Annotated in this window: 21 protein-coding genes; 13 read left to right on the forward strand and 8 right to left on the reverse strand. The window is 53.2% G+C overall.

From position 1 onward, the window contains the following. Positions 1-5: 5 nt before the first annotated feature. The 4 genes from Absy_RS07275 to Absy_RS07290 all read right to left on the reverse strand — a co-directional run bounded on the left by Absy_RS07275 (position 6) and on the right by Absy_RS07290 (position 4,282). A complete protein-coding gene (locus tag Absy_RS07275) occupies positions 6-1,664 on the reverse strand; it encodes an ABC transporter permease subunit (protein WP_158319845.1) in 1,659 nt (552 codons plus the stop codon). Positions 1,665-1,747: 83 nt separating this feature from the next. Beyond that, complete coding sequence (dut, locus tag Absy_RS07280) at positions 1,748-2,227, reverse strand: dUTP diphosphatase (RefSeq protein ID WP_048854079.1); 480 nt, start codon at positions 2,225-2,227, stop codon at positions 1,748-1,750. A 33-nt stretch (positions 2,228-2,260) separates the two neighbouring features. Beyond that, positions 2,261-3,493, reverse strand: coding sequence for a bifunctional phosphopantothenoylcysteine decarboxylase/phosphopantothenate--cysteine ligase CoaBC (coaBC, locus tag Absy_RS07285; protein WP_048854080.1), 1,233 nt, complete (start codon positions 3,491-3,493; stop codon positions 2,261-2,263). Between the two features lie 6 nt (positions 3,494-3,499). Continuing rightward, positions 3,500-4,282 (reverse strand): class I SAM-dependent methyltransferase, encoded by a 783-nt coding sequence (locus Absy_RS07290; RefSeq protein WP_048854081.1) that lies wholly within the window; start codon positions 4,280-4,282, stop codon positions 3,500-3,502. A 29-nt stretch (positions 4,283-4,311) separates the two neighbouring features. On the opposite strand from Absy_RS07290, the gene mutM reads away from it, so the two are divergent. The 6 genes from mutM to gyrB all read left to right on the forward strand — a co-directional run bounded on the left by mutM (position 4,312) and on the right by gyrB (position 12,285). Further along, entirely contained in the window at positions 4,312-5,151 is an 840-nt protein-coding gene (gene mutM / locus Absy_RS07295) for a bifunctional DNA-formamidopyrimidine glycosylase/DNA-(apurinic or apyrimidinic site) lyase (RefSeq protein WP_048854082.1), read from the forward strand. A 136-nt stretch (positions 5,152-5,287) separates the two neighbouring features. Beyond that, positions 5,288-5,557, forward strand: a complete 270-nt coding sequence (gene rpsT / locus Absy_RS07300) for a 30S ribosomal protein S20 (protein WP_048854083.1) — start codon at positions 5,288-5,290, stop codon at positions 5,555-5,557. A gap of 335 nt (positions 5,558-5,892) precedes the next feature. After that, positions 5,893-7,329, forward strand: coding sequence for a chromosomal replication initiator protein DnaA (gene dnaA, locus Absy_RS07305; RefSeq protein ID WP_048854084.1), 1,437 nt, complete (start codon positions 5,893-5,895; stop codon positions 7,327-7,329). A 120-nt stretch (positions 7,330-7,449) separates the two neighbouring features. Continuing rightward, positions 7,450-8,574: a DNA polymerase III subunit beta gene (gene dnaN, locus Absy_RS07310; protein ID WP_048854085.1), complete on the forward strand. Its 1,125-nt coding sequence runs from the start codon at positions 7,450-7,452 to the stop codon at positions 8,572-8,574. A 68-nt stretch (positions 8,575-8,642) separates the two neighbouring features. Further along, entirely contained in the window at positions 8,643-9,755 is a 1,113-nt protein-coding gene (gene recF / locus Absy_RS07315) for a DNA replication/repair protein RecF (protein ID WP_048854086.1), read from the forward strand. 91 nt (positions 9,756-9,846) lie between these two features. Next, positions 9,847-12,285 carry a DNA topoisomerase (ATP-hydrolyzing) subunit B gene (gene gyrB, locus Absy_RS07320; RefSeq protein WP_048854087.1) on the forward strand — a complete coding sequence of 813 codons (2,439 nt, stop codon included), beginning with the start codon at positions 9,847-9,849 and terminating at the stop codon, positions 12,283-12,285. Between the two features lie 87 nt (positions 12,286-12,372). Here the strand turns inward: gyrB and kdsA are convergent, their stop codons facing one another. The 4 genes from kdsA to tpiA form a co-directional block, all read right to left on the reverse strand. Continuing rightward, positions 12,373-13,209 carry a 3-deoxy-8-phosphooctulonate synthase gene (gene kdsA, locus Absy_RS07325; RefSeq protein ID WP_048854088.1) on the reverse strand — a complete coding sequence of 279 codons (837 nt, stop codon included), beginning with the start codon at positions 13,207-13,209 and terminating at the stop codon, positions 12,373-12,375. Then, positions 13,206-14,846: a CTP synthase gene (locus tag Absy_RS07330; RefSeq protein WP_048854089.1), complete on the reverse strand. Its 1,641-nt coding sequence runs from the start codon at positions 14,844-14,846 to the stop codon at positions 13,206-13,208. Before Absy_RS07330 ends, kdsA begins: the two co-directional genes overlap by 4 nt. A gap of 143 nt (positions 14,847-14,989) precedes the next feature. Next, positions 14,990-15,337: a preprotein translocase subunit SecG gene (gene secG / locus Absy_RS07335; RefSeq protein WP_048854090.1), complete on the reverse strand. Its 348-nt coding sequence runs from the start codon at positions 15,335-15,337 to the stop codon at positions 14,990-14,992. Positions 15,338-15,363: 26 nt separating this feature from the next. Further along, a complete protein-coding gene (gene tpiA, locus Absy_RS07340) occupies positions 15,364-16,104 on the reverse strand; it encodes a triose-phosphate isomerase (protein WP_048854091.1) in 741 nt (246 codons plus the stop codon). Positions 16,105-16,335: 231 nt separating this feature from the next. Between tpiA and Absy_RS07345 the strand changes: the two genes are divergently transcribed. The 7 genes from Absy_RS07345 (at position 16,336) to pdhA (ending at position 24,042) form a co-directional block, all read left to right on the forward strand. Beyond that, positions 16,336-18,252: a peptidylprolyl isomerase gene (locus tag Absy_RS07345; RefSeq protein WP_048854092.1), complete on the forward strand. Its 1,917-nt coding sequence runs from the start codon at positions 16,336-16,338 to the stop codon at positions 18,250-18,252. Further along, positions 18,249-19,787 carry an anthranilate synthase component I gene (gene trpE / locus Absy_RS07350; RefSeq protein WP_048854093.1) on the forward strand — a complete coding sequence of 513 codons (1,539 nt, stop codon included), beginning with the start codon at positions 18,249-18,251 and terminating at the stop codon, positions 19,785-19,787. Before Absy_RS07345 ends, trpE begins: the two co-directional genes overlap by 4 nt. Positions 19,788-19,844: 57 nt before the next feature. Further along, complete coding sequence (locus Absy_RS07355) at positions 19,845-20,441, forward strand: anthranilate synthase component II (RefSeq protein ID WP_048854094.1); 597 nt, start codon at positions 19,845-19,847, stop codon at positions 20,439-20,441. Further along, complete coding sequence (trpD, locus tag Absy_RS07360; RefSeq protein ID WP_048854095.1) at positions 20,434-21,543, forward strand: anthranilate phosphoribosyltransferase; 1,110 nt, start codon at positions 20,434-20,436, stop codon at positions 21,541-21,543. Before Absy_RS07355 ends, trpD begins: the two co-directional genes overlap by 8 nt. Before the next feature lie 17 nt (positions 21,544-21,560). Then, positions 21,561-22,427 (forward strand): indole-3-glycerol phosphate synthase TrpC, encoded by an 867-nt coding sequence (trpC, locus tag Absy_RS07365; protein WP_048854096.1) that lies wholly within the window; start codon positions 21,561-21,563, stop codon positions 22,425-22,427. Position 22,428: 1 nt separating this feature from the next. After that, the gene (moaC, locus tag Absy_RS07370) at positions 22,429-22,905 is read left to right on the forward strand and encodes a cyclic pyranopterin monophosphate synthase MoaC (protein ID WP_048854097.1); all 477 of its coding nucleotides are present in this window, start codon (positions 22,429-22,431) and stop codon (positions 22,903-22,905) included. A 126-nt stretch (positions 22,906-23,031) separates the two neighbouring features. Next, positions 23,032-24,042, forward strand: coding sequence for a pyruvate dehydrogenase (acetyl-transferring) E1 component subunit alpha (gene pdhA, locus Absy_RS07375; RefSeq protein ID WP_048854098.1), 1,011 nt, complete (start codon positions 23,032-23,034; stop codon positions 24,040-24,042). The last annotated feature ends 54 nt before the right edge of the window (positions 24,043-24,096 follow it).

Below are 24,096 nucleotides of genomic sequence, written 5' to 3' on the forward strand. Positions count from 1 at the left end.
TCCGTTCAATTCAGTTTCAGGCGGCGGGCAACATAATCAGATAAAGGACGCCACAAAAATACATTCAGCAGCATCATAAACAGGCACATAACGATTGCACCTAATGCAACAGCACTGACATTCCCTTGGGTCGCTGCATTCGCCATAAAGCTTCCAATGCCATTGACGCTTATAATCTGCGGCCCCCATTGCAACCATTCTGCTGCAATGGCAGCATTCCACGCGTTACTGGTCGCGGCAACCAGCCCTGCCAAATAATAGGGCAAAATACCCGGCAACAGAACCTTGCGCCACCAAAGCCCTCTTTTAACATTCAGGTTGCGTGCTGCCTCCAGCAGATCAGAAGGATAAGCCGCAGCCCCGGCTAACACTCCCAGTGCAATATACCATTGAGCCCCCAGCACAATGAGAGGAGATTGCCAGATAGGCGGCATGGAAGAACATGCAACAAACGCCATGGCCCAGAAGGGAAAAAGCAAATTAGCCGGGAACACCGCACAATATTGGATAAATCTTTCAACACGTCCCGTGTAGGAAGAGCGTAATCCCAGCCATACCCCAAGTGGTATCCAAACCAGAGAAACCAGCCCTACCATAAGCAGAATACGCAAGCCTGTTATTCCGCAAGAAAAAATAGCTGTGGAAATCATGGGCAAATCATGGAGTGCATAAAACCGTGGCCAAAGCAGCACACCAATCAATCCAAACAGCGCAATAGCCATAAAGCCCCTTATACGGGCATGCTTTGCGTCGACACCCTCATCCTCATTAAACTGAACATAACGTGCGCCCAGCGGCAGTCGGCTAAATTTACGTCCAATTCCTACGCAAAAAAGAATGCACAGACGAAAGACACGTGTACGGCGTAAAAGCTTGAGGAACCAAGGCTCCACAAGAGGTGCTTCGCCAGATTTTCCGGGTTGGAAGCGCACAGCCCATACAGATAGGGGACGAAACAAGAACTGATCAAAAAGAACAATAACGCCCAGCATGACCAGAAGTGCAACAAGCAATGCCGCCACATTTCTATCGCTCACGGCTTGTCGAACATATGACCCAAGACCAGCAAAAAGCCAGTTATGACCGTCAAGCACCACACTTTCTGCATACAAGGCGGCAAACCAGCTCCCCCCCATGGATAGCATGGTTTTCCGCACCAATGCTGGAATGGCAAACGGAACCTCCAATTGCCAGAACCGCTGCCAAGATGTGAGACCAAAGCAACAGGCAACGTCTTCCAGTTCTGCTGGCACGCCATAAAAACGCTGGCACATCACCTGCACCATCCCCCAGAACTGGCTACACCAAATGGTCAGGACAACAACAAACTCCGCGCCAACAGCCTGTGCGGGCATTTGATAATGCAGGAAAGGAATAACCAAAAAAGGAACAGCCAAAACCGGAAATGACTGCCCGACATCCATGAAGGGAAGGAGGCATCTGGCAGCCCAGCGGCTTCTGAAAATGAAACCTACGCACAACAAGGCGGACAAAAGGGACAACATAAGGCCAGCCAGCATGCGCCCTATGGTCTGCACCACATAATTGGGCAGATAAACCAGTTCCAACGGCAGCGCTGGAGCAAAACCCGTACCGCTGGCACCCAATGCAGGCAACCAGCTCACAGCAAATAGAATAGCAGAAAAAACTATAAACCCAGCCAACCATATTCCTTTACGGTTCCGGCATGGCGCAGGAAGCGAGGAACACAACTCCGGAGAAAAAGAAAATTCCTGCTTTCGGTCGTTCATGATGCTCCTGTTCCTGTACTGCCAAACCCTCCCGCACCACGCTCGGTTTTATCCAGATCATCACACTCAAGCCATGTCGCGCGGACAACTGGGGCAATCACAGCCTGTGCAATACGCATACCACGTTCGATAACAAAAGGTTCCTGACCTGCATTCATAACAATCACGCAAACTTCGCCACGATAATCTTCATCGATGGTACCCGGCGCATTTGGCAACACAATGCCATGCTTGAGTGCCAGCCCGGATCTGGGACGCACCTGCAATTCATAACCTTCGGGTAAAGCAATACTTAACCCTGTGGGCACAAGTGCTCTTTGTCCCGGTGCCAGGCTTACTGGAGCATCAACTGCTGCCAAAAGGTCCATTCCTGCGGCACCAGAGGTTGCATAGGCGGGAAGAGGCAGGTCCATTCCATGAGACAGCCGCCGAACCCTGATTGCTACGGTTCCAGTCTGTTGTTCAAAGGCGGACATGCACTACTCCTTAAGAATTAATAAATTTACGTATCACCGTTCTTCAGAAATCCAGACCGTTATACGTTCTACGATCTGTTTTGCCACGTCCGCTTTGCTCATTCTGGGCCACTGCTCAACATTGTCTGAGGTAATCAGCACGACCTGATTGTCCTGCCCCCCCATAACCCCTGTGTGAGGGCTGACATCGTTAGCCACAATCCAGTCACATCCCTTGCGCTCACGCTTGGCTTTGGCGTGATCAATTACATTTTCAGTTTCCGCAGCAAAGCCTATAACCAACTTGGGACGACCCGCGCTTTTGGTTGAAAGCTCGGCCAGAATGTCCGGATTAGGTACCAAGGTCAGAGGGGGCGCTACATCAGCTTCGCCTGTTTTTTTTATTTTTTGCCCAGCTTCATGTGCTGGTCGCCAGTCTGCCACAGCAGCCGTACAGACTGCCACGTCAAACTGTCCACTCTCCATAACAAGAGCGTACATCTCACGAGCAGTCTCACAGACCAGATACTTTACCCCCGCTGGTGGAGAAAGAGAGACTGGACCACTCACAAGCAATACATTCGCACCGGCATCAGCCAGAGCCGAAGCAATGGCAAACCCCTGCTGTCCGGACGATCTATTGGCAAGGTAACGCACAGGGTCCAGCGGTTCATGCGTTGGACCTGCAGTCACCAACACCCGGCACCCCGCCAAAGAACCTACCTCTGCTTGTTTTCGACGAAAAAACGCCAAGACAGCATCTTTAATATCAGATGGTTCCGGCATACGGCCGGGGCCAAACTCTCCACACGCCATGGGACCACTCACAGGCGGTAGAATATCCACGCCACGGGCAGCCAGAACAGTAACGCTGTTCTGCGTGGCAGGGTGCTCCCACATCCGTACATTCATAGCCGGGACAGCCATAACTGGCGCGCTGGTCGCCAATAGCAAGGCTCCGGCCAGATCATCTGCCATACCGTTCGCCATACGCGCCAGAAGATTGGCAGATGCAGGACAAACCAGCACAATATCCGCCCAGCGAGAGAGAGCGATATGCCCCATTTCCTGCTCAGCGGTGAGAGAAAACAGGTCCGTATGCACTGGTTGCCCACTCAGTGCCTGCAGCGTTAACGGGGTTACAAACTGGCGACCACCCTCGGTGAGAACGCAGCGAACCTGAACACCTTCTGCAAGCAGAAGTCGAACGAGTTCCGGTGCTTTGAAGGCCGCAATACTACCGCCAACAATCAGCAGAACCGAGCGGGAGGGAGAGGCTGCAGACATACCAGATCAGATGCGCCAACCAGAGTGAATCGCGGCAATCCCGCCAGAAAGGGATTGATAGCGCACATGAGACAAACCTGCCTCCCGGAACATATCCGCCAGAGTTTCCTGATCGGGGAACATACGAATGCTCTCGGCCAGATACTGGTAGCTATCCCGGTCCTTGGCAACCAGACCACCCATAGCAGGCAGAACCTTGAAGGACCACGCATCATAGATCGGCGCCAGTGCAGCAACCTGCACACGAGAGAATTCAAGGCACAAAAAGCGGCCACCTGGCTTGAGGACACGCCGCGCTTCGCGAATTACCGCCAGCTTGTCCGTGCAATTGCGCAATCCAAAAGCAATGGATACCCGATCCACGGACATATCACGCACAGGAATAGCCTCAGCATCCACTACGCAAAAAGACAGGTCAGACACCAGTCCGCGATTCAGTGCACGGTCTCGCCCGACCGAGAGCATACTGCGATTAATATCGGTCATAACAACGGGACCACCACCCGCCTTGAGCCAGCCGAAGGAAATATCCCCCGTGCCTCCAGCCAGATCCAGCAAGGTTAGTCCGGGCTGGGGACCAAGCTCCGTTACGAATATGCGTTTCCATATTCGATGGATTCCGAGCGACATGATATCATTCATCACGTCGTACTGTCCGGCCACGCTGTCGAACACGCCGCGGACGAGGTTTTTCTTTTCTTCCTTCCTGACGGAGCGGAAGCCAAAATCCGTTTCTTCCACTGGTACGTCAGAAGGAGCGGGGGAGGGCGCAAAAGAGTTGTCGGTCATGGGTTTCCTCTATACCCTGCTTTATAGCCATGCCGGAACTCCCCGAAGTAGAAACCGTGATGCGCGGTATGCAGATCGCCCTGCAGGATCGCACAATTATGCAAACCATCATCCGTCGCCATGACCTGAGATGGCGGATTCCTGCCGATTTTTCGAAGCAGGTTACGGGTGCCACAATCCAGAGTTTTTATCGGCGCGGAAAATATATTCTTATTCGCCTGTCCTGCGGACAATCGATTGTCCTGCATTTAGGCATGTCCGGACGTATCCTGCTCGATTCTCCAACCGCACCAGAACCCCACGAACACGTGGTCTTTGTAACGGACGACGGCAAACGCTGCGGTTACATTGATCCACGTCGTTTTGGTATGCTGGATCTGATCCCCACAGATAAAGAAGAAACATACCGCGCGTTCATCAATATGGGACCAGAACCGTTAGGCAACGGTTTTAACGCTCAAACACTGCTTGTCGCGGGCAAAGGGCGACGAATGCCCATAAAACCTTTTTTGCTGGACCAGCACGTTGTTGCCGGGCTGGGAAATATTTATGTGTGTGAGGCTCTGTTCAGGGCATCCATTTCCCCCACTATGCCAGCCAGCAATTTAACTCCGCGAGCCGCTGGCGTTCTGGTGCGGGCAATTCGTGCTGTTTTGCAGGAAGCCATTGCAGCGGGAGGATCCAGCCTTAAAGATTACGCACGCCCAGAGGGTGGTCTTGGCTACTTCCAACACGCATGGCAGGTTTATGGTAAAAAAAACCAGCCATGCCCAAAATGCCCCGGCACACCCACATGCGTGGGCGTGCAGCATATGACGCAGGCTGGACGCACCACTTTTTTCTGCCCTCTCCACCAGAAAAACGGGTAAAATTCGAGCGCTTGCCCCTGATCGTGCTTGACGGAAAGCACATGCGTGCATTACAGCACCGCTTACTCTTTGTGCAGACGGGCCTCGGCGCGTCGGCACCTTATTTTTTTCTTAGTGCTGGACAGAATAGAAACCCATGGCGAATATCGCTTCGGCGCGTAAGCGCATCCGGCAGACCGCGAAGCGGACTGCCCGTAACACGGCCCGCAAATCTCGTATGCGTACTTTCATCAAGAAAGTAGAAACCGCGATTGAATCCGGGGATCAGGCAGCCGCACGTGAAGCCCTGCGCATTGCACAGCCCGAAATCCAGCGCGCTGCAAGCAAAGGCGTTGCGCACCACAACACCGTTGCACGCAAGATCTCTCGCCTGTCTGCCCGTATCAAGGCACTGGCAACAGCATAAGAGAGCAATCTGGCAACCGTATTCGGTTGTTTTGTGATTGTTTGTGGCAAAGCCGAATCATCATGCCGATGGTTCGGCTTTGTTTTTTGTGCAAGCCCTGACTGCCTGCGCCCTGCTCTCTGCCTTATAACGCTTTTTTATTGCCCACAGGCATGACACTGCTTTATTCTGGCAGAATACCCCTTGAGTAAGCCTGACCAAGAAGCTATCCACGGTCCCGCCAAACAAGGTGTACACAGCAGAATAAATTCAGACCGGGAACCGATGCCAAAAGCAGCGGGCCTGCTGGTTTTTTGCGCATACTCATGCGCCTCTATGACCGCTCGGGAGCAAAAATGACAATCGGAGTGGACGATGACGAAAGCGCCTTTTCCCCACTGGAAAACAACAAAGGGCTTGCGGAATCGTGGCTGCGTATCTGTGGCCGCCTGAAAGGTGAGGTCGGAGAGGTTGAGTACCGTACCTGGCTTACCCAGATCGCCCTTGGTCCGATTGACGGTGACGAAATTACCCTTCTTTTGCCAACCCGTTTTTTGCGGGACTGGGTTCGTAGCCAGTACGGCGATCGCCTGAGCGAACTATGGCACAGTGAAATTCCGTCACTCCGCCGTGTTGAACTGCAGGTCGCAAGACCGGGTGATCCTGCCCCCCTTCAGGTCGCAGATGTAGCACCTGCGTCAGTGACTGCCGCACCGGCAACCGAAGACAGCACGGCAGGTACCAAACCTGTACCTGAAGTCCGGAGTGATCTTGTAACAGCACTGGATAGCCGCTTTACGTTTGAGACATTCGTTGTCGGCAAGCCAAACGAGTTTGCTTATGCCTGCGCACGTCGCGTCGCTGAAAAGCCTTCCAGTGTCGGGTTCAACCCGCTTTTCCTTTATGGTGGCGTTGGTTTGGGCAAAACCCACCTCATGCACGCCATCGGTGCGGAACTGGTCAGAAGTGGCAATGTTTCCGTTGCCTATATGTCGGCTGAAAAATTTATGTACCGCTTTATTGCGGCCATCCGCTCTCAGTCCACGATCGAATTCAAGGAACAGCTTCGCTCCGTAGATGTGCTGATGATCGATGATCTCCAGTTCCTGATCGGCAAGGACAATACGCAGGAAGAGTTTTTCCATACGTTTAACGCTCTGGTCGATGCTGGCCGCCAGATCGTAGTTTCTGCCGACAAGTCTCCTTCAGATCTTTCCGGACTGGAAGACAGGCTCCGCACACGTCTGGGCTGTGGGATGGTGGCCGATATTCACGCCACAACCTTTGAATTGCGCATTTCCATTCTGGAAGCCAAAGCGGCTGCTTCTGGTGTTGTCGTCCCAGGCAAAGTGCTGGAATTTCTGGCACACAAAATTACATCCAACGTGCGTGAGCTAGAAGGTGCGCTTAACCGCCTCATTGCACATGCCAACCTTTTTGGTCGCCCCGTTACGCTGGAAGCTACACAGGATGTGCTTCATGATATTCTCAAAGCACACGATCGGCGCGTAACCATTGAGGAAATCCAGAAAAAGGTGGCCGAACACTGGAATATCCGCCTGACAGACATGTCCTCCGCCCGGCGCGCCAGAAATGTCGCGCGTCCCCGGCAGGTTGCCATGTATCTTGCCAAGCAGTTAACCAGCCGTTCATTGCCCGAAATCGGTCGCAAATTTGGCAATCGTGACCACACGACCGTCATGCACGCCGTGCAGCGCGTAACAGAACTGATGGAACGGGATGCTGCTTTTGCAGAAGATGTGGAACTGATGCGTCGTATGCTGGAAAGCTGAAAAAACCAGCATATCCAAAAGGATTGACTGATAAGAACCACCTGTTAGTTTTAAAGTGGATAAGACGGGCGCGGTCTCCAGCAAGGAGTATCCGCCTTGCCGTGCAGGGAAGAGGGATCAATGAAATTTTCGGCAGAGCGCGCAACGCTCCTTAAAGCGTTGGCTCATATCCAGAGCGTGGCAGAAAAACGCAACACTATTCCCATTCTTGCCAACGTGCTTATGCAGGCCGCCAATGGGCAGTTGTGCCTGAAGGCGACCGATATGGAAATTGAGGTTGTAGAAACCATTTCCGCTACAGTGATGCGGGAAGGATCAACAACCGCACCAGCCTCCGTGCTGTACGAGATCGTGCGCAAACTGCCAGATGGGGTAGACGTCGAACTCGATCAGACGGACAGTGATGGCCAGTTACAACTGCGTGCCGGTCGTTATGCCACACGCCTGAATGTACTGAGTGTAGATGATTTTCCATCCATGGGAGCAGGGGAGTTTCCTCACCGTTTCCAGCTCAATGGCACTGTACTCCGCTCTCTTATTGACCGGACCCGGTTTGCCATTTCCACGGAAGAAACGCGCTATTACCTGAATGGTATTTATCTACACGTGGCCGATGTTGATGGTACGCCACTCCTACGAGCAGTCGCAACAGACGGACATCGCCTCGCACGTGTAGAAGCCGATATGCCAGTCGGTGCCGCTGGTATGCCGGGGGTTATTATTCCGCGCAAAACAGTGGCAGAACTACGTAAACTGGTCGATGAAGCCCCCGAAGACATTGCCGTTGCACTGTCCGAAACACGGATTCAGTTTACCGTTGGACCAATCACCCTGACCTCCAAACTGATCGATGGCACTTTTCCTGAATACGAACGCGTTATTCCTCGCAATAACACCCGTATTCTGCGCGTTGGTAAAAAAGACTTTTCCGATGCAGTGGCCCGTGTTGCAGCCATTAGTCAGGAACGCTCCCGACCGGTCAAACTTGTTCTTGAGCCTGGACTGCTTACTCTTTCCGCCAGCAGTGCCGAACAGGGAACAGCCACGGAAGAACTGGATGATAATCGCATTTCCTACGATGCTGAATCGTTAGAAATCGGCTTTCAGGCCCGTTATCTAAACGACATTACAGATCAGGTGGAAAAAGAAGTCGAGTTCTGCTTTGCAGACAGCGCATCTCCCACCATTGTACGCGATGTGGATACTCCATCAGCCCTGTATGTTCTCATGCCGATGCGCGTGTGAGCATAACATCACACCACCCTATTACCTCCCCTTTGTTTGCAAACAAGGGGGAGCGACCGACCTCTCGGTTGCAACTAACCAAACTCTCTCTTTATCACTTTCGTAATTACGAGCAGCTAACTCTCTATCCAGATTCTCCCATTGTCGTTCTGACCGGAGAAAATGGCAGTGGCAAAACCAACTTGCTAGAAGCCATCTCTCTCCTGACTCCAGGGCGCGGGTTGCGTGCTGCTCCTTTGAGCCATTTGGGCCAGAACGGAAGTACACAATGGGCTGTTGCCTCCCGCATTATGGTTGATGGGGACGGTATGGAGCTCGGCACAGGCCTACAAGCTGGTACGGAATCTCCACGTCGTATTTTTTTACTCAATGGCAAACCATTGCGTCACCAGAACGCGTGGGAAAATCCTCTCGCCGCCATATGGCTTACCCCTCAGATGGACCGCCTATTCAGCGAAAGTGCATCCGGCAGGCGTCGCTTTCTGGACCGGCTGGTTATGGCAGCATATCCCCATCATGCCCGTGAACTTGCCGCTTATGACCGTGCCATGAGCCAAAGGAACCGCTTGCTACAAACCCGTTCGCATGAACAGGTCTGGCTGGCCGGACTGGAATCTGCCATGGCGCGCCATGGTGTCTCTATCGCCGCAGCACGTAACGAAACAGCCCACCAGATAAACCTTTATGCCCAGCAGGGTATGGAAGCATTCCCTGCCGTGCAGATCAAACTGACCTGTGCGATTGCCGACCAGCTTGATAACCATGCTGCCCTGCAGGTGGAAGACTGGCTCAAACACCAACTGGCTACCTCACGCGCTTTAGACCGGGAAAAAGGACGCTCAAGCATAGGTGTGCATAAAAGTGATTTCCAACTGACTGATCTTAAAAAAAAATTACCGGCCGCTCTTGCCAGCACGGGCCAGCAAAAATCCCTGTTGATCGGACTCATTCTGGCCCATGCCAAACTAGTCAGGGATCACAGAGGCACAGCCCCCATACTGTTGCTGGACGAACCTCTGGTTCATCTGGACGAACAGCGCAGACATTCCTTGCAAAATATTTTGCTAAATTTTCAAAGCACTGTGCTCATAACAGGCACGGATTGTGCTCCATTCGCCCCACTACAGGGCCATGCGCAGTTTGCCACCCTCAAACACGGTGCTTTTTTGCCAAACATCTGACAAAAGCTGCCTTCCACGCTGGTCCCAAAGCCATGTGCGGAGTATAAGGAAGAATGGCTTCCATTCTTTTTTTGCGGAGTGCAGCATTCTTATGACAGACCTCTCTCAGCCTACGCCATCTGCTGGTACCGAAGAGTATGATGCCGCGTCTATCTCTGTGCTGAAGGGGCTTGATGCTGTCCGCAAACGGCCCGGAATGTACATCGGTGATACTGATGATGGTTCGGGCCTGCATCACATGGCATTCGAGATCATTGATAACGCGGTAGACGAGGCTCAGGCCGGTTTTGCAACGCGTTGTGTTCTCACCCTCAATGCAGACGGCAGCGTAACCGTACGCGACAATGGCCGCGGCATTCCAACAGACATGCACCACGAAGAAGGCATAAGTGCTGCCGAAGTGGTGCTGACCCGCCTCCATGCCGGGGGCAAGTTTAACCAGAACTCCTATAAGGTTTCTGGCGGCTTGCATGGCGTTGGGGCTGCCGTTGTCAACGCTCTTTCTGAATGGATGGAAGTGCGTATCTGGCGTAACGGTCTGGAGCACTGTATCCGCTTTAGCCACGGTGAGCGTGATGCCCCGCTGGAAGTCGTTGGCCCATCAGAAGAAGAATCTGGCACACAGGTTACCTTCAAACCAAGCCAGCAAACATTCCCGCGTATTGAATTTGACTTTGCCATTCTGGAACGCAGACTGCGTGAACTCGCTTTTCTGAACTCCGGTTTGGAGATTGTTCTGCGGGATGCACGCGCAACACCTGTCCGTGAAGAAAAATTTTATTACGAAGGCGGGCTTGAAGCTTTTGTAAACTGGCTGGATCGCTCACGCACCTCCCTCATCACTCCTCCTATTACCGGGAGTCTTGAAAATCCGGATAATGGAATCAAGGTCGAATTTGCGCTGAGCTGGAACGATAGCTTCCACGAGACCATGCTCTGCTTTACCAACAATATCCCTCAGCGCGATGGCGGGGCGCATTTGGCGGGTTTCCGTCAGGCACTTACCCGTGTTGTGGGCAAATACGCGGAAAGCATTGCCAAAAAAGATGCGCAATCCTTGCAGGGAGAGGATATGCGCGAAGGTCTGACCGCCGTTCTATCGGTTAAGGTGCCTGACCCTAAATTCTCGTCCCAGACTAAAGACAAGCTGGTTTCTTCCGAAGTGCAACCCGTGGTGCATACTGCCGCTGCGGATATTATTGCCCACTGGTTTGAAACTCACCCCAAAGAAGCCAAGATTGTCGTCTCCAAAGTGCTGGATGCTGCCTCCGCGCGTGAAGCGGCACGAAAAGCGCGGGAGCTCACCCGCCGTAAAGGCATTCTGGATGTTTCGTCCCTACCGGGCAAACTGGCGGACTGCCAGGCACGGGATCCCGCCAAAGCAGAACTGTTTATCGTGGAAGGTGACTCCGCAGGTGGAACAGCAAAGCAGGGCAGGGACAGGCGTTTTCAGGCTATTCTTCCCCTAAAAGGTAAGATTCTGAACGTAGAGCGCGCACGGTTTGACCGTATGCTCAGCTCGGCAGAAATTGGAACACTGATTACCGCCCTTGGAACAGGCATTGGCCGGGGTGAAGTTGATCAGGGTGGTTTTTCTATTGAAAAACTCCGTTACCACCGCATCGTCATTATGACCGACGCTGACGTGGACGGCTCGCACATCCGTACGCTTCTCCTCACATTCTTCTTCCGCCAGATGCCTGAGTTGATTGAGCGTGGTTATCTCTACATTGCTCAGCCGCCGCTTTATCGCGCAAAGCGCGGGAATGAAGAAACTTACCTGAAAGATGACGCTGCACTGGAGCAGTATCTGCTGGATAAAGCCCTCAACAATGCAAGCTTTATCTATGCAGATAGCCGGATTGTAAGCGGAACTGAATTGGAAGCAGATATTCCGTTCATTCGCCAGGCCACGCAGGCAATTTCGCGGATATCTACCCGTATTCCAACATGGATTGTGGAACAGGTTGCTCTTGCCGGTGCTCTAACGGCAGATCTGGACCTTCTCCAGCAGCGCATGCCAATACTCCAGCAGCGGTTGGATGCAGCCTCTCACGCAACTGAGCAGGGCTGGAAGGCCGCCGCAAGCGTGGATGGGGTGGAACTGGCACGTAACGTGCGTGGTGTTGGCGAAGTTTATCGTATTGACCCTGCCACATTGGCTGGAGCAGACGCACGCTGGTTGACCGCGCAACTCGCACGCTTGCAAAAAGACTTTGAAACAGGTGTTGTGTTAAAGTTCGAAACAGCAGAACACCAGTTGAATGGCCCATCCGATCTGTTTACCCGCCTTCTTGCGCAGGGTCGCCGAGGACTTGCCATCAATCGTTTCAAAGGTTTGGGTGAAATGAACGATGCACAGCTATGGGAAACTACTTTGGACCCAGCTATGCGCACCCTGTTGCAAGTCCGTGTAGGAGATGTTGAAGAAGCAGGGGATGTTTTTACAACCCTCATGGGGGATGTTGTTGAACCACGCCGCGACTTCATTGTTGGCAATGCCCTTAAGGTTGCCAATCTGGACGTGTAAACGCCCCCTCCATCTTATCAAAAAAGCCGCTCCAGAAACTCTGGAGCGGCTTTTTTGTTGTGTTTACAAAATAAAAAATAAAATGCGTTACTTACCCTTAATCAGATCATCAATTGCTCTGAACTGTTTAAGCAAAGCTGGAAGACTACGAATTGGCAGCATGTTAGGGCCATCGCTTGGTGCCTGATCCGGATTCTCATGTGTTTCGATAAACAATGCAGCTACACCAACAGCCAACGCCGCCCGCGAGAGAATGGGAGCAAACTCGCGCTGCCCACCACTAGCACCGCCTAAACCGCCCGGTTGCTGAACGGAGTGTGTTGCATCAAACACCACAGGGCATCCAGTCTGAGCCATAATGGGTAAGCCACGCATATCATTAATGAGCGTATTGTACCCAAAACTGGTGCCACGCTCGCATAGCATGACTCGCTGATTCCCTGTTGAAGCAATTTTTTTTGCAACGTGCTGCATATCCCACGGAGCCAGAAACTGCCCTTTTTTAACATTAATGGCAGCTCCTGTTTGCCCAGCAGCTAACAGCAGGTCAGTCTGCCTGCACAGGAAAGCAGGAATTTGCAATACATCCACTACCTCTGCAACGGGTGCGCATTGCTCTGCAGTATGCACATCCGTTAGCACAGGCAGATTATATATCTGGCGAATATCCGCCAGAATAGCGAGCCCGTCTTTTAAGCCCACGCCACGTGCACTGGATAGGCTTGTGCGATTAGCCTTGTCATAAGAACTTTTATAGATCAGCCCCACGCCTGCAGTCTGGCAGATTTCATTCAGCGCAGCAGCTGTTTCCAACGCGTGACTGGCGGACTCAATCTGGCATGGACCTGCAATTAACACAAAAGGCAGATCGTTACCTACCGACAGCCCACCAATTTCAATAGGTGCACCCACAGAAGGATTCATACCTGTTTTGCCTTGGCCTTATCAACAGCCGCTCCCACAAAACCTGCAAACAGGGGATGAGGAGCAAAGGGACGAGACTTAAGCTCGGGGTGGTACTGTACGGCAATGAACCATGGGTGATCGGTATATTCCACCACTTCTGGCAGAATACCGTCTGGCGAAAGTCCAGAAAAACGAAGCCCAGCTTTTTCCAGCTGATCTTTATAATGGATATTAACTTCATAACGATGACGGTGGCGTTCACGAATAGACGTTATTCCGTACACCTCTGCCGCACGGGAACCTTCCACCAATGTCGCCGGGTATGCGCCCAAACGCATGGTGCCACCCAGTTCGCCTCCTTCGCTACGACGCAAACGTTCGTTGCCACGCGCCCATTCAGTCATCAAACCAACAAGCGGTTCTGCCGTCCGACCGAATTCTGTGGATGATGCCTCACTCAATCCTGCCAGATTACGGGCACACTCGATAACGGCCATTTGCATACCAAAGCATATGCCAAGGAACGGTATGCCTTTTTCTCGTGCATAGCGGATAGCTTCAATTTTACCTTGCGATCCACGTTCGCCAAAACCACCGGGAACAAGAATAGCGTCCACACCACCAAGCTTTTCGTCCAGTGTGGCCGGATTTTTTTCAAACTGTTCTGAATCTATCCAATCCAGCGTAACTTTGACGCGGTGAGCAATACCACCATGCAACAAGGCTTCGTTCAGCGACTTGTAGCTGTCCAATAGCGCTGTGTATTTACCCACAACGGCAACACGCACTTCGCTTTTGGGGTGGCGCAACGCATCCACAATATTCTGCCAATTTGAAAGATCGGGCTCTTCAGCATAAGGCAGTCCAAAATAGCGCAGAACCTCCGTATCCATTCCTTCCGCATGGTAGGAAAGGGGGCAGGCGTAAATTGTGTCCACATCTCGTGCTGCAATCACGGCTTCAGGACGCACATTGCAAAAATTGGCAATCTTACGCCGTTCGGTCGGGGGGATCGGCCGGTCACAACGGCAAAGCAGAATTTGTGGTTGAATACCAACATTCTGCAATTCCTTGACTGAATGTTGGGTTGGTTTGGTTTTGAGTTCTCCCGCGGAAGGAATCCACGGCAATAACGTCAAATGGACCACCATAGTCTGGTCCATGCCAAGGTCATTGCGTAACTGACGAATGGATTCAAGGAAGGGGAGGCTCTCAATATCCCCAACAGTTCCACCAATTTCAACCAGCACAAAATCCAGATCGTCCGTGTTGGCGACCACAACGTCTTTAATCGCATCCGTGATATGGGGAATAACCTGAACCGTCCCGCCCAGATAATCGCCCCGACGCTCCCGGGCAATCACATCCGAGTAAATACGGCCGGTTGTAGCGTTATCTTCCTTGGTTGCATTAACGCCGGTAAAGCGTTCGTAATGCCCAAGATCAAGGTCTGTTTCCGCTCCGTCATCCGTTACAAACACCTCACCATGCTGGTAAGGGCTCATGGTGCCGGGGTCCACGTTCAGGTAGGGGTCCAGCTTGCGCAGACGGACTTTATAGCCACGCGCCTGCAAAAGCGCTGCGAGAGCGGCTGAAGCAATGCCCTTGCCAAGAGAGGACACCACACCACCAGTGATAAAGACAAAACGTGTCATGAGCAGAATTCCTACACGGACTGGAGCGGGTGGATAAAGATGAACAAACACAATCCTCCGCATGTATTGCTACATGCGGGGGACAAAGATTGATGGCCTTCCCTGTATATCAGACAGATATCAGAAAAGGATGTAACCATTTTTCAGGGCTTGGGTGCCGCTGGGGGAACCTGTGTGTTCTGGACAGCAGGAGGAGCCGATGCTGCAACCGGGGCAGTCTCAACCGGGGGTTGAGCCAGAATATCATGCCCTGCACCGGTAACGCCACCTTTGTAAAGCATGGCCAACAGGAGCGAGAGCAGCATAAACAAGCCTGCCAGAACAGCCGTTGTGCGAGTCAACAGGTTGGCTGTGCCACGACCGGACATAAAAGCCCCCATGCCCTGACTGCTACCAATACCAAGGCCACCACCTTCGCTCCGCTGAATCAGCACAACGCCAATAAGAGCAATGGTCACACAGAAATGCAGGATCAGCAGGGCTGTCGTCATGTCGGGTTCCAGATCAAAGCAACATGTCAGGCAGCGGATGCTGCGCTAACAATAGAAAGAAATGCGTCCGCCTTAAGGCTGGCACCACCAACCAGTGCCCCCGCGACTTCCGGAATAGAAAGAACGGAAACAGCATTCCCGGCGTTTACGGACCCTCCATACAGGATTTTGATAGCTTTTCCAGCCTCTCCAAACTGTCGGACCAGTTCTGCGCGCAAAAAAGCCATGGTTTGTGCAATCTGATCGGTCGTAGCAGCTAGGCCCGTACCAATCGCCCATATGGGTTCGTACGCAACAATACCGGCAAAACCATCAGGAAGCGAGCCCTTGATCTGCCAGCCCAGCACATCTTCATGCTCACCGCTCTCGCGCTGGTCTTCCGTCTCACCAATGCAGATAATGGGAGTAAGTCCGGCCTTGGTCGCAGCTACAGCTTTTTCACGCACGGTTTCATCAAGTTCACCATGCTCCTGCCGACGCTCGGAATGTCCCAAAATAACATAAGACACACCAAGCTCACTCAACATGGGGGCCGAGATGTCACCCGTATGCGCACCAGAAACATCCTTATGGCAATCCTGCGCCCCAAGACAGATGGGTGAAGATGCCAGAGCAGGTTGCACAAGAGCCAGTTGCGTAAAGGGTGGGCAGATAACCACATCCGGTGCGGACGCGGGCAAGCCATTCACCAGAGCCTCTACCAGTACCTGCGTATCCTGGCGTGTGCCATTCATTTTCCAGTTGCCGACAATAATCTGCCTGCTCATACCCTTCCTCCAGATCCTGTGCTGCCATGCGCGCCGTGCGACCACGATGGTGCGGTTGGTAACAGGCTAAACCATACACTCACACCATGGTGCAAGAGAGGCCCAATACCTTATTGCTGCTCTATAACGGTTATGTCTGGTCAAGTGGGGCACCTCCGCTTATGGTGCCGCCCCAAGATGTGCTGCCATACAGCATAAACCATTTATGACGAGCTGTGGATCCATAGGGTCATGATTTCCTACCTGCGCCGAGTACTTGTTGAATCGTGGCTGGGCCGCGTTGTTGCTATTGTTATTTTTCTGGCCTTTGTGGGCTGGGGCATTGGCGATGTGATCGGCTTTATGAGCGAAGAAACGGATGTTGTGGCCCGCGTTGGGCAGCACCGCATCCCCACGCGCGATCTGGCCATGGCCCTGCGTTCGGAAATGCCGACAATTACCCAGCAGATGGGAATCAAGGATCCGGCGACGATGTCCCCCATTATGCAGGGGCAGATAGCGCACCAGATTCTGCAACGGCTTATCGCACAGGCCGAACTGCTGGAAGCAGCCCGCCAACTCAAGATTATTGTGCCGGATTCCGCCATAAGGGAGGAGGTATTCTCCCTTCCTTATTTCAAAGGACCAACCGGACAATTTGATCGGAGTGTCTTCAACCAACGGCTAAGCGCGCAGGGGTTAAGCGAACAGCAGGTACTGGACATGATCCGAGACGACCTGACTGTACGCACACTGCTGCAACCCATGGCGCAGGGTGCCACCGTTTCGACCACTCTGCTTGATACGCTGGTTAATTACGGCGCCAAGACCAGACTTGTTGATCTGGTCAGCATTCCTGTTGCAGCACAACCTGCGCAGCCCGAACCGGACACAGCAACACTCCAGCGCTATTACGCCAACCACCCATGGCAGTTCAGCACCCCGGAGCTGCGCCATGCCCGTATTGTCGTGCTTTCCGCACAGACAGTGGCTGACACAATTACAATGGATGATGCGCAGCTCAAGCACGTTTATGAAGAGCAGAGCAGCCGTTATAATGTGCCCGAAACACGCGATATTCAGCTCATCACAGCCCCATCCGAAGCTGATGCCCTGAAAATTGCTGATACATGGAAAGAAAAGGGAGACTGGAAAGCCGCCCAAACCGTGGTCAAAGGGGCCGCAGCCGTAGAGATGCCGGGAGCGCGCCCTACCACAGTCCCATCTGATATTTTGAAGCAGGCTCTTTTCCAGGCTCCCCTTACGCAGGTTACAGGTCCCATTAAAACCGAAATGGGCTGGGCTGTTTTTCGCGTGACCAAAATCACGCCTGCACACAGCACATCGCTGGCAGATGCCAAGCCTGAAATTTTGCAACAGTACCGCGCAGCCATGGCACCTTCCGTGGTCACCGAGCGCCGTCGGCAGCTTCAGGATGCGATTGCAGGCAAAGGGCTTGATGCTATTCCAGACACGCTGGGTGCTGCAGCCATTTCTGGCTCACTGGATGCACAAGGCAACACAGCCGAGAAACAGCCCGCACCGATTCCAGCATCTGGCAAAGTGCGTGATGCCATTATCCATCAGGTGTTTACACAGAATACCGGCGACAACCCGAATCTGATCGAAGGCCCGGACAACACATGGTTTGCTGTGGCGGTTGATTCCATAACACCGGCCACTCCCCGGACGTTTGAACAGGCCAGAGCAGACGTTGTGGCCGCATGGCAAGCCGCGACACGGCACCATACGGCCGACCAGCAAGCAACAGCACTATTCCTTGCTGCCCGCCAAAAAGGCAGCATTACGGACCAGAATACCGCTGGCGTTCAGATCGTGCGTGATATTCCATTCTCCCTTGCCAAACCTAACAAGGCCCTTCCGCCAGAGGTTGTCAGTTACCTGTCGCATATGCAGGCAGGGCAAGCGGTTATGGCCGAAAATGCCGATACATTTTTTGTGGCTGTTGTGAGCAAGGTTTTTGTGCCCAATCCGCCAGCATCCGCAGATATGCTACAAAAATTGAAGAACAATCTTGCTCAGGCATATGGCGATGATCTGGCAGCCAGCTACGTACAGGCGCTCAACAAGCGGCTTCCACCGCACATTAACAATGCCGCCATTCAGGCGGCCTTGTCTGCGGCCGGATTTGGAGGACCTGCACAGTGAGTATGAAGGCCCACACCGCAGCATCCCCCGGCAAGCAGGCCTGCGCCGCAGCATGGCAAGAGGGAAGGGGAGTTATTATCTACTCCGTGGAGCCAGCCGATCTGCTGACTCCTGTTTCCGCCTACATGCGTCTGGCTCATCTGGATGGAAGTGCAGGCAAACACACCTTGCTGCTCGAAAGTGTGGAAGGTGGTGCTGCACGGGGCCGTTACTCCGTTATCGCACTTAAACCGGACCTTGTCTGGACCTGCCATAATGGCAAAGTCACCACAAGCTCATGCAAAAACGGGCATCTCACTGAAGCACAGGCTGACGCGGAAGCACCTTTGACAAGCCTGCGCGCCCTCATTCATGCCTCTCGCATGGATATTCCTGCCGAACTCCCCCCCATGATCGGTGGTCTGTTTGGTTATCTGGGATACGATATGGTGCGTCAGATGGAACATCTGCCCGATGCACCACCAGATGACCTTGACCTGCCCGAATCAATCCTCATGCGGCCCGGCCTGTTCGCTGTGTTTGATACAGTTACCGACGAACTGATTCTAGCAACCCCCATCCGCCCGACAGCAAACGACACAGCGGAAGATGCGTGGGAACGTGGGCAACAACTCCTCCAGCGTGCCAGAGCCTGCCTAAGTGGCGCACTCCCCCACACACCTGTTCCTGCTGATATTCCTGAGTTTACAGAACCCAGCTCAACTTTCAGCCACCAGGACTTCTGTGCATCTGTTACGCGCATTCAGGAATATATTGCTGCAGGCGATGCTTTTCAGGTTGTGCCAAGCCAACGTTTTTCAACGGCTTTCCCTCTTCCTTCCTTATCCTTATATCGTGCACTCCGGCGCATTAACCCCGCTCCATTCCTGTTCCATCTCGATTTCGGATCATTCTCCCTTGTAGGCTCATCGCCAGAAATTCTTGTTCGACTCAGGGATGGCAAAATGACCGTCCGTCCTCTGGCGGGCACGCGCCCCCGAGGCAAGACCCCGGACGAAGATCTGGCGTTAGAGAAAGACCTTCTGGCCGACCAGAAGGAAATTGCCGAACATCTCATGCTGATTGATCTGGGTCGTAACGATGTTGGCCGCGTAAGCATTCCGGGTTCCGTTAAGGTAACAGAGCGCTTTGTTATTGAGCGTTTCAGCCACGTCATGCATATTTCTTCCAACGTGGAAGGCGTGCTTAAACCCGAGCTGGAAGCACTGGATGCACTGGTTGCGGCATTCCCGGCTGGTACCCTGACAGGTGCCCCTAAAATCCGTGCCATGGAAATTATTGACGAAATAGAACGAACCCGCCGTGCAACCTATGCCGGGTGTATAGGTTATTTTGGCGCGGCTGGCGATATGGATACCTGCATTGGCCTGCGCATGGCTGTGGTTAAGGATGGAGCCATACATGTTCAGGCGGGCTGCGGCGTTGTGGCAGACAGTGTGCCTGAAGCAGAATATGAGGAAACCCAGCACAAGGCCCGTGCGGTCTTCCGCGCAGCAGAAGAGGCACTCATAATGGCACGGGCAGGGCAGGCGTAATTACGCCTTTCCGCAACGTCATTTGACCCGTGCGCACGAAAAGGTCATCATTCCAACATGATCCTACTGATCGATAATTATGACAGCTTTACCTTCAACCTCGTCCACTATCTTGGTGAACTGGGAGAAGAGTGTGACGTACGCCGCAATGACACGCTAAGCGTCGAAGACGCGCTGGCACTCGCACCAGATGCCATCGTGCTTTCTCCCGGCCCCTGCTCCCCCAATGAAGCTGGGATATGCTGCGACCTGATTGCTGCTGCTGCAGGTAACGTGCCTGTTTTTGGCGTATGCTTGGGTCATCAGTCCATCGGGCAGGTTTTCGGGGCCACCGTTGTGCGCTCTCCCACCCCCATGCATGGCAAGATCAGCCCTGTATTCCATAACGGAACAGATGTATTTGAAGGGCTGCCCAGCCCTTTTAACGCAACCCGTTACCACAGTCTGACCCTTGAACCCGCCAGCATTCCAGAAGAGCTGGAAGTCACAGCATGGACGGCTGATGGGGTCATTATGGGCGTACGGCATAAAACTTTTCCCATTTCGGGCGTACAGTTCCACCCAGAAAGCATTGCATCGGAACATGGACATGATCTGCTGCGCAACTTTCTGACCCACGCACGCACATGGAAGGCTGGATTAGTCCATGCCTGACCAGAACGCCACGGCTACAAGCGCGCAAAGCACCACGTTTTTTTCAACCATTCTGACAGCTCTTGCCGAACGCAAAACTTTGGACGCCAAGCAAGCCGAGGCCGCTTTTGGCAGCATTATGGATGGTAATGTTCCCCCGGAGCGTATTGCAGCTTTTCTTATGGCTTTGCGCGTGCGCGGCGAAACACGCGAGGAACTGTTGGGGGCCGTAACAGCCCTGCGGCAAAGAATGTATCCCGTTCCCCACGCCCCGGACAATACAATCGATGTATGTGGAACTGGAGGAGACAATTACGGGACACTGAATGTTTCCACCGCTGTTGCGTTCGTTCTTGCTGCTCTGGGGGTGCCTGTAGCCAAGCATGGCAACCGTGCCATTTCCTCCCGCTCCGGGGCATCGGATGTTCTGGCGGCCCTTGCTGTCCCGCTTTCTGCCAATGCGGACGCTCTTGCCGAACAGCTTGCCAAGCACCATGTAATTTTTATGGCGGCACCGCATCACCACCCCGCCATGCGCCATGCCGCAGGGGTCCGGAAGGCGCTGGCTCTGCCAACCCTTTTTAATCTTGTGGGGCCCATGGTTAATCCAGCCGGGGTCAAACGGCAGCTTATGGGTGTTTTTGCTACCGACTGGCTTAAACCCGTTACAGAGGTTTTAGCCTTGCTCGGGTCAGAATGTGTGTGGACTGTTTGTGGTCAACCGCAGGATGGCCATGGCGGAATAGACGAAATAACCCTTGCTGGTCCAACGCAGGCCGTTGCGCTGGAAAATGGACATATCCTGTCTTACCAGATAGAGCCGGATATGGCAGGCTTACCCTATGCTCCCGTATCGGCCATTCAAGGGGGGGATGCCCAACACAATGCACAGGCATTGGAAGCACTCCTCCGTGGCGCACATGGTGCATACCGTGATACTGTTGTGCTTAATGCGGCATTTGCGCTGCATGTTGCTGGCCAACAGACCATCTTGCGAAATGGCCGGATTGACCCGGTCGCTCTTAAGAACAGTGTGGCACTCGCCGCACGCTCACTCGACAATGGTACTGCTTTTGCAGTGCTGAATGGTTTACGTGCATTACCTTCCGATGCACACGCCTGAGACATGACAGGACAATCATGAACGATACCTCCTCCACGTCCACTGTAGCTGCCTCTGCCGTCACACCAGACTGCAAAGTTGACGAACTCCCAGATGTTCTCTCCCGCATCTGCGCACGGACACGGCTGGAAGTGGAACACCGGTCCACGCTGCACCCCCTGAAGGAAGTCATTGCCAAAGCGCAGGAAACCAAAGAAGCCCCGCGCGGTTTTGGCCGCGCCTTAAAGGAAAAAGCTGCCGACCGTGCCGTAGGTCTGATTGCCGAGATCAAAAAGGCATCTCCTTCTGCGGGTATTTTGCAAGAAACATACGATCCTGCACGTATTGCCCTTGCTTACGAACAGGCCGGAGCAGCCTGTATTTCCGTGCTAACGGAAAGTTCATGCTTTCATGGCACCAATGAGGATCTGGCGACTGCCCGCGCAGCCTGCTCGCTCCCCATCCTGCGCAAGGACTTTATTCTCGACCCATGGCAGGTCTATGAAAGCCGGATGATCGGTGCAGATTGTATTTTGCTGATCATGTCTATCCTGACTGATGAAATGGCATTAGAACTGGTTGACCATGCCAAGGGGTTGGACATGGATGTGCTGGTTGAAGTGCATGATGAGGATGAACTGAACAGAGCTTTGGCGCTGGATACTTTTCTGATCGGCATTAACAATCGCAATCTCAAAACCCTGACAACCGACATCAGCACGACAAGTCAGCTTGCTCCTCTTGTGCCCCCGGACCGGATTATCATTTCCGAAAGCGGGATTAAAACGCATGAGGAAATTGCCCAGCTTGCATCCATTGGTGTAACTGGCTTTTTGGTAGGTGAAACCCTGCTCCGCCAGCCAGACCCTGGGGTTGCGGCACGCACTTTGCTTGGACTGAAGTAATATGACCGGGCATTCCCTGACACATCTGGACGCATCCGGACATGCCCGGATGGTGGATGTTTCTGATAAAAATGAAACATTCCGCAAAGCCATTGCCGCAGCAGAGGTGCACATGCACCCACGCACTCTGGCACTGATCATGTCTGGTTCCATGCCCAAAGGGGATGTTCTGGCAACGGCGCGAATTGCAGGCATTATGGCCGCTAAAAAAACAGCGGATATTATTCCCCTGTGCCACCCATTGCGCCTGACATCCGTATCGGTCGAACTGGTACCTGTTGATGACAAAATAGAGATCACTGCGACTGTTACAACAAAAGACGCAACCGGCGTGGAAATGGAGGCGTTGACTGCCGTGTCTGTTGCAGCGCTGACACTTTATGACATGTGCAAAGCCGTTGATCGGGGTATGCGCATTGACAAGACCCGACTGCAACACAAAAGCGGTGGCAGATCAGGAGACTATAACGCCGACTAGCAAGATGCCCTGATCAGACGGCATTTTTATAGATAAACAGAATAGAATGCTCGGACCGACCAGTGCTCTGGCCGCCAAGACATTACGTTAAGACGCATTTACCTATGTATCGTAGAGGGTCCATACATGGAAACAACATCTGAGCAGGCCAGCGCAGTTGGTGGCAACGGCCCATCACTGACCCGCGAGCAGTTTCTGAGTGCTTATCACGATATGCTGCTGATCCGCCGGTTTGAAGAAAAAGCCGGACAGCTTTATGGCATGGGCCTGATCGGTGGGTTCTGCCACCTTTACATCGGGCAGGAAGCCGTTGTGGTGGGCATACAGATGTGCCTACGCGATGGAGATAAACTCATTACCTCCTACCGTGACCACGGCCAGATGCTGGTTGCAGGTATGACCCCACGCGGCGTAATGGCCGAACTTACCGGACGGGCAACCGGTTACTCCCACGGTAAGGGTGGCTCCATGCACATGTTCTCACGCGAGAAGAATTTTTATGGTGGACATGGTATTGTAGGCGCGCAGGTTGCCCTTGGTATTGGGCTGGCATTTGCCAACAAATACCGCGGCACGGACGAAGTGGCAGTTGCTTATTTTGGCGATGGAGCAGCCGGGCAGGGGCAGGTTTACGAAAGCTTTAATCTGGCTGCCCTGCATAAGCTTCCCTGCATTTTTGTAATCGAAAACAACAAATACGGCATGGGTACGGCAATTGAGCGGGCCTCTGCTTCGCACGATCTCTATAAAAACGGCGAACCCTGGGGCATTCCAGCCCTACAGGTAGATGGCATGGACGTTGCCGCCGTCCATGCTGCAGCCGCTACAGCCGTGGCCCATTGCCGTGCGGGTAAAGGCCCTTTTATTCTGGAAATGATGACTTACCGCTACCGCGGTCACTCCATGTCCGATCCGGCCAAATACCGTACACGTGAAGAAGTCGATCAGGTGCGCAAAACACGTGACCCGATTGAGCATGTTAAGCATATTCTCCTTGATGCCGGGGTTGAGGAAGCCACGTTAAAAGCTATGGAAGCCGAAATTAAAGCCGTCGTAAACGACTCAGCCGAATTCGCGCAGACCAGCCCGGAACCTGATCCTTCTGAACTTTATACGGACGTTGTGCTGGAGGCCTGAGTAATTATGGCGACTGAAATTTTAATGCCCGCCCTTTCTCCCACCATGACAGAA

Source organism: Acetobacter syzygii, from assembly GCF_000964225.1.
Classification (GTDB): Bacteria; Pseudomonadota; Alphaproteobacteria; order Acetobacterales; family Acetobacteraceae; genus Acetobacter; species Acetobacter syzygii.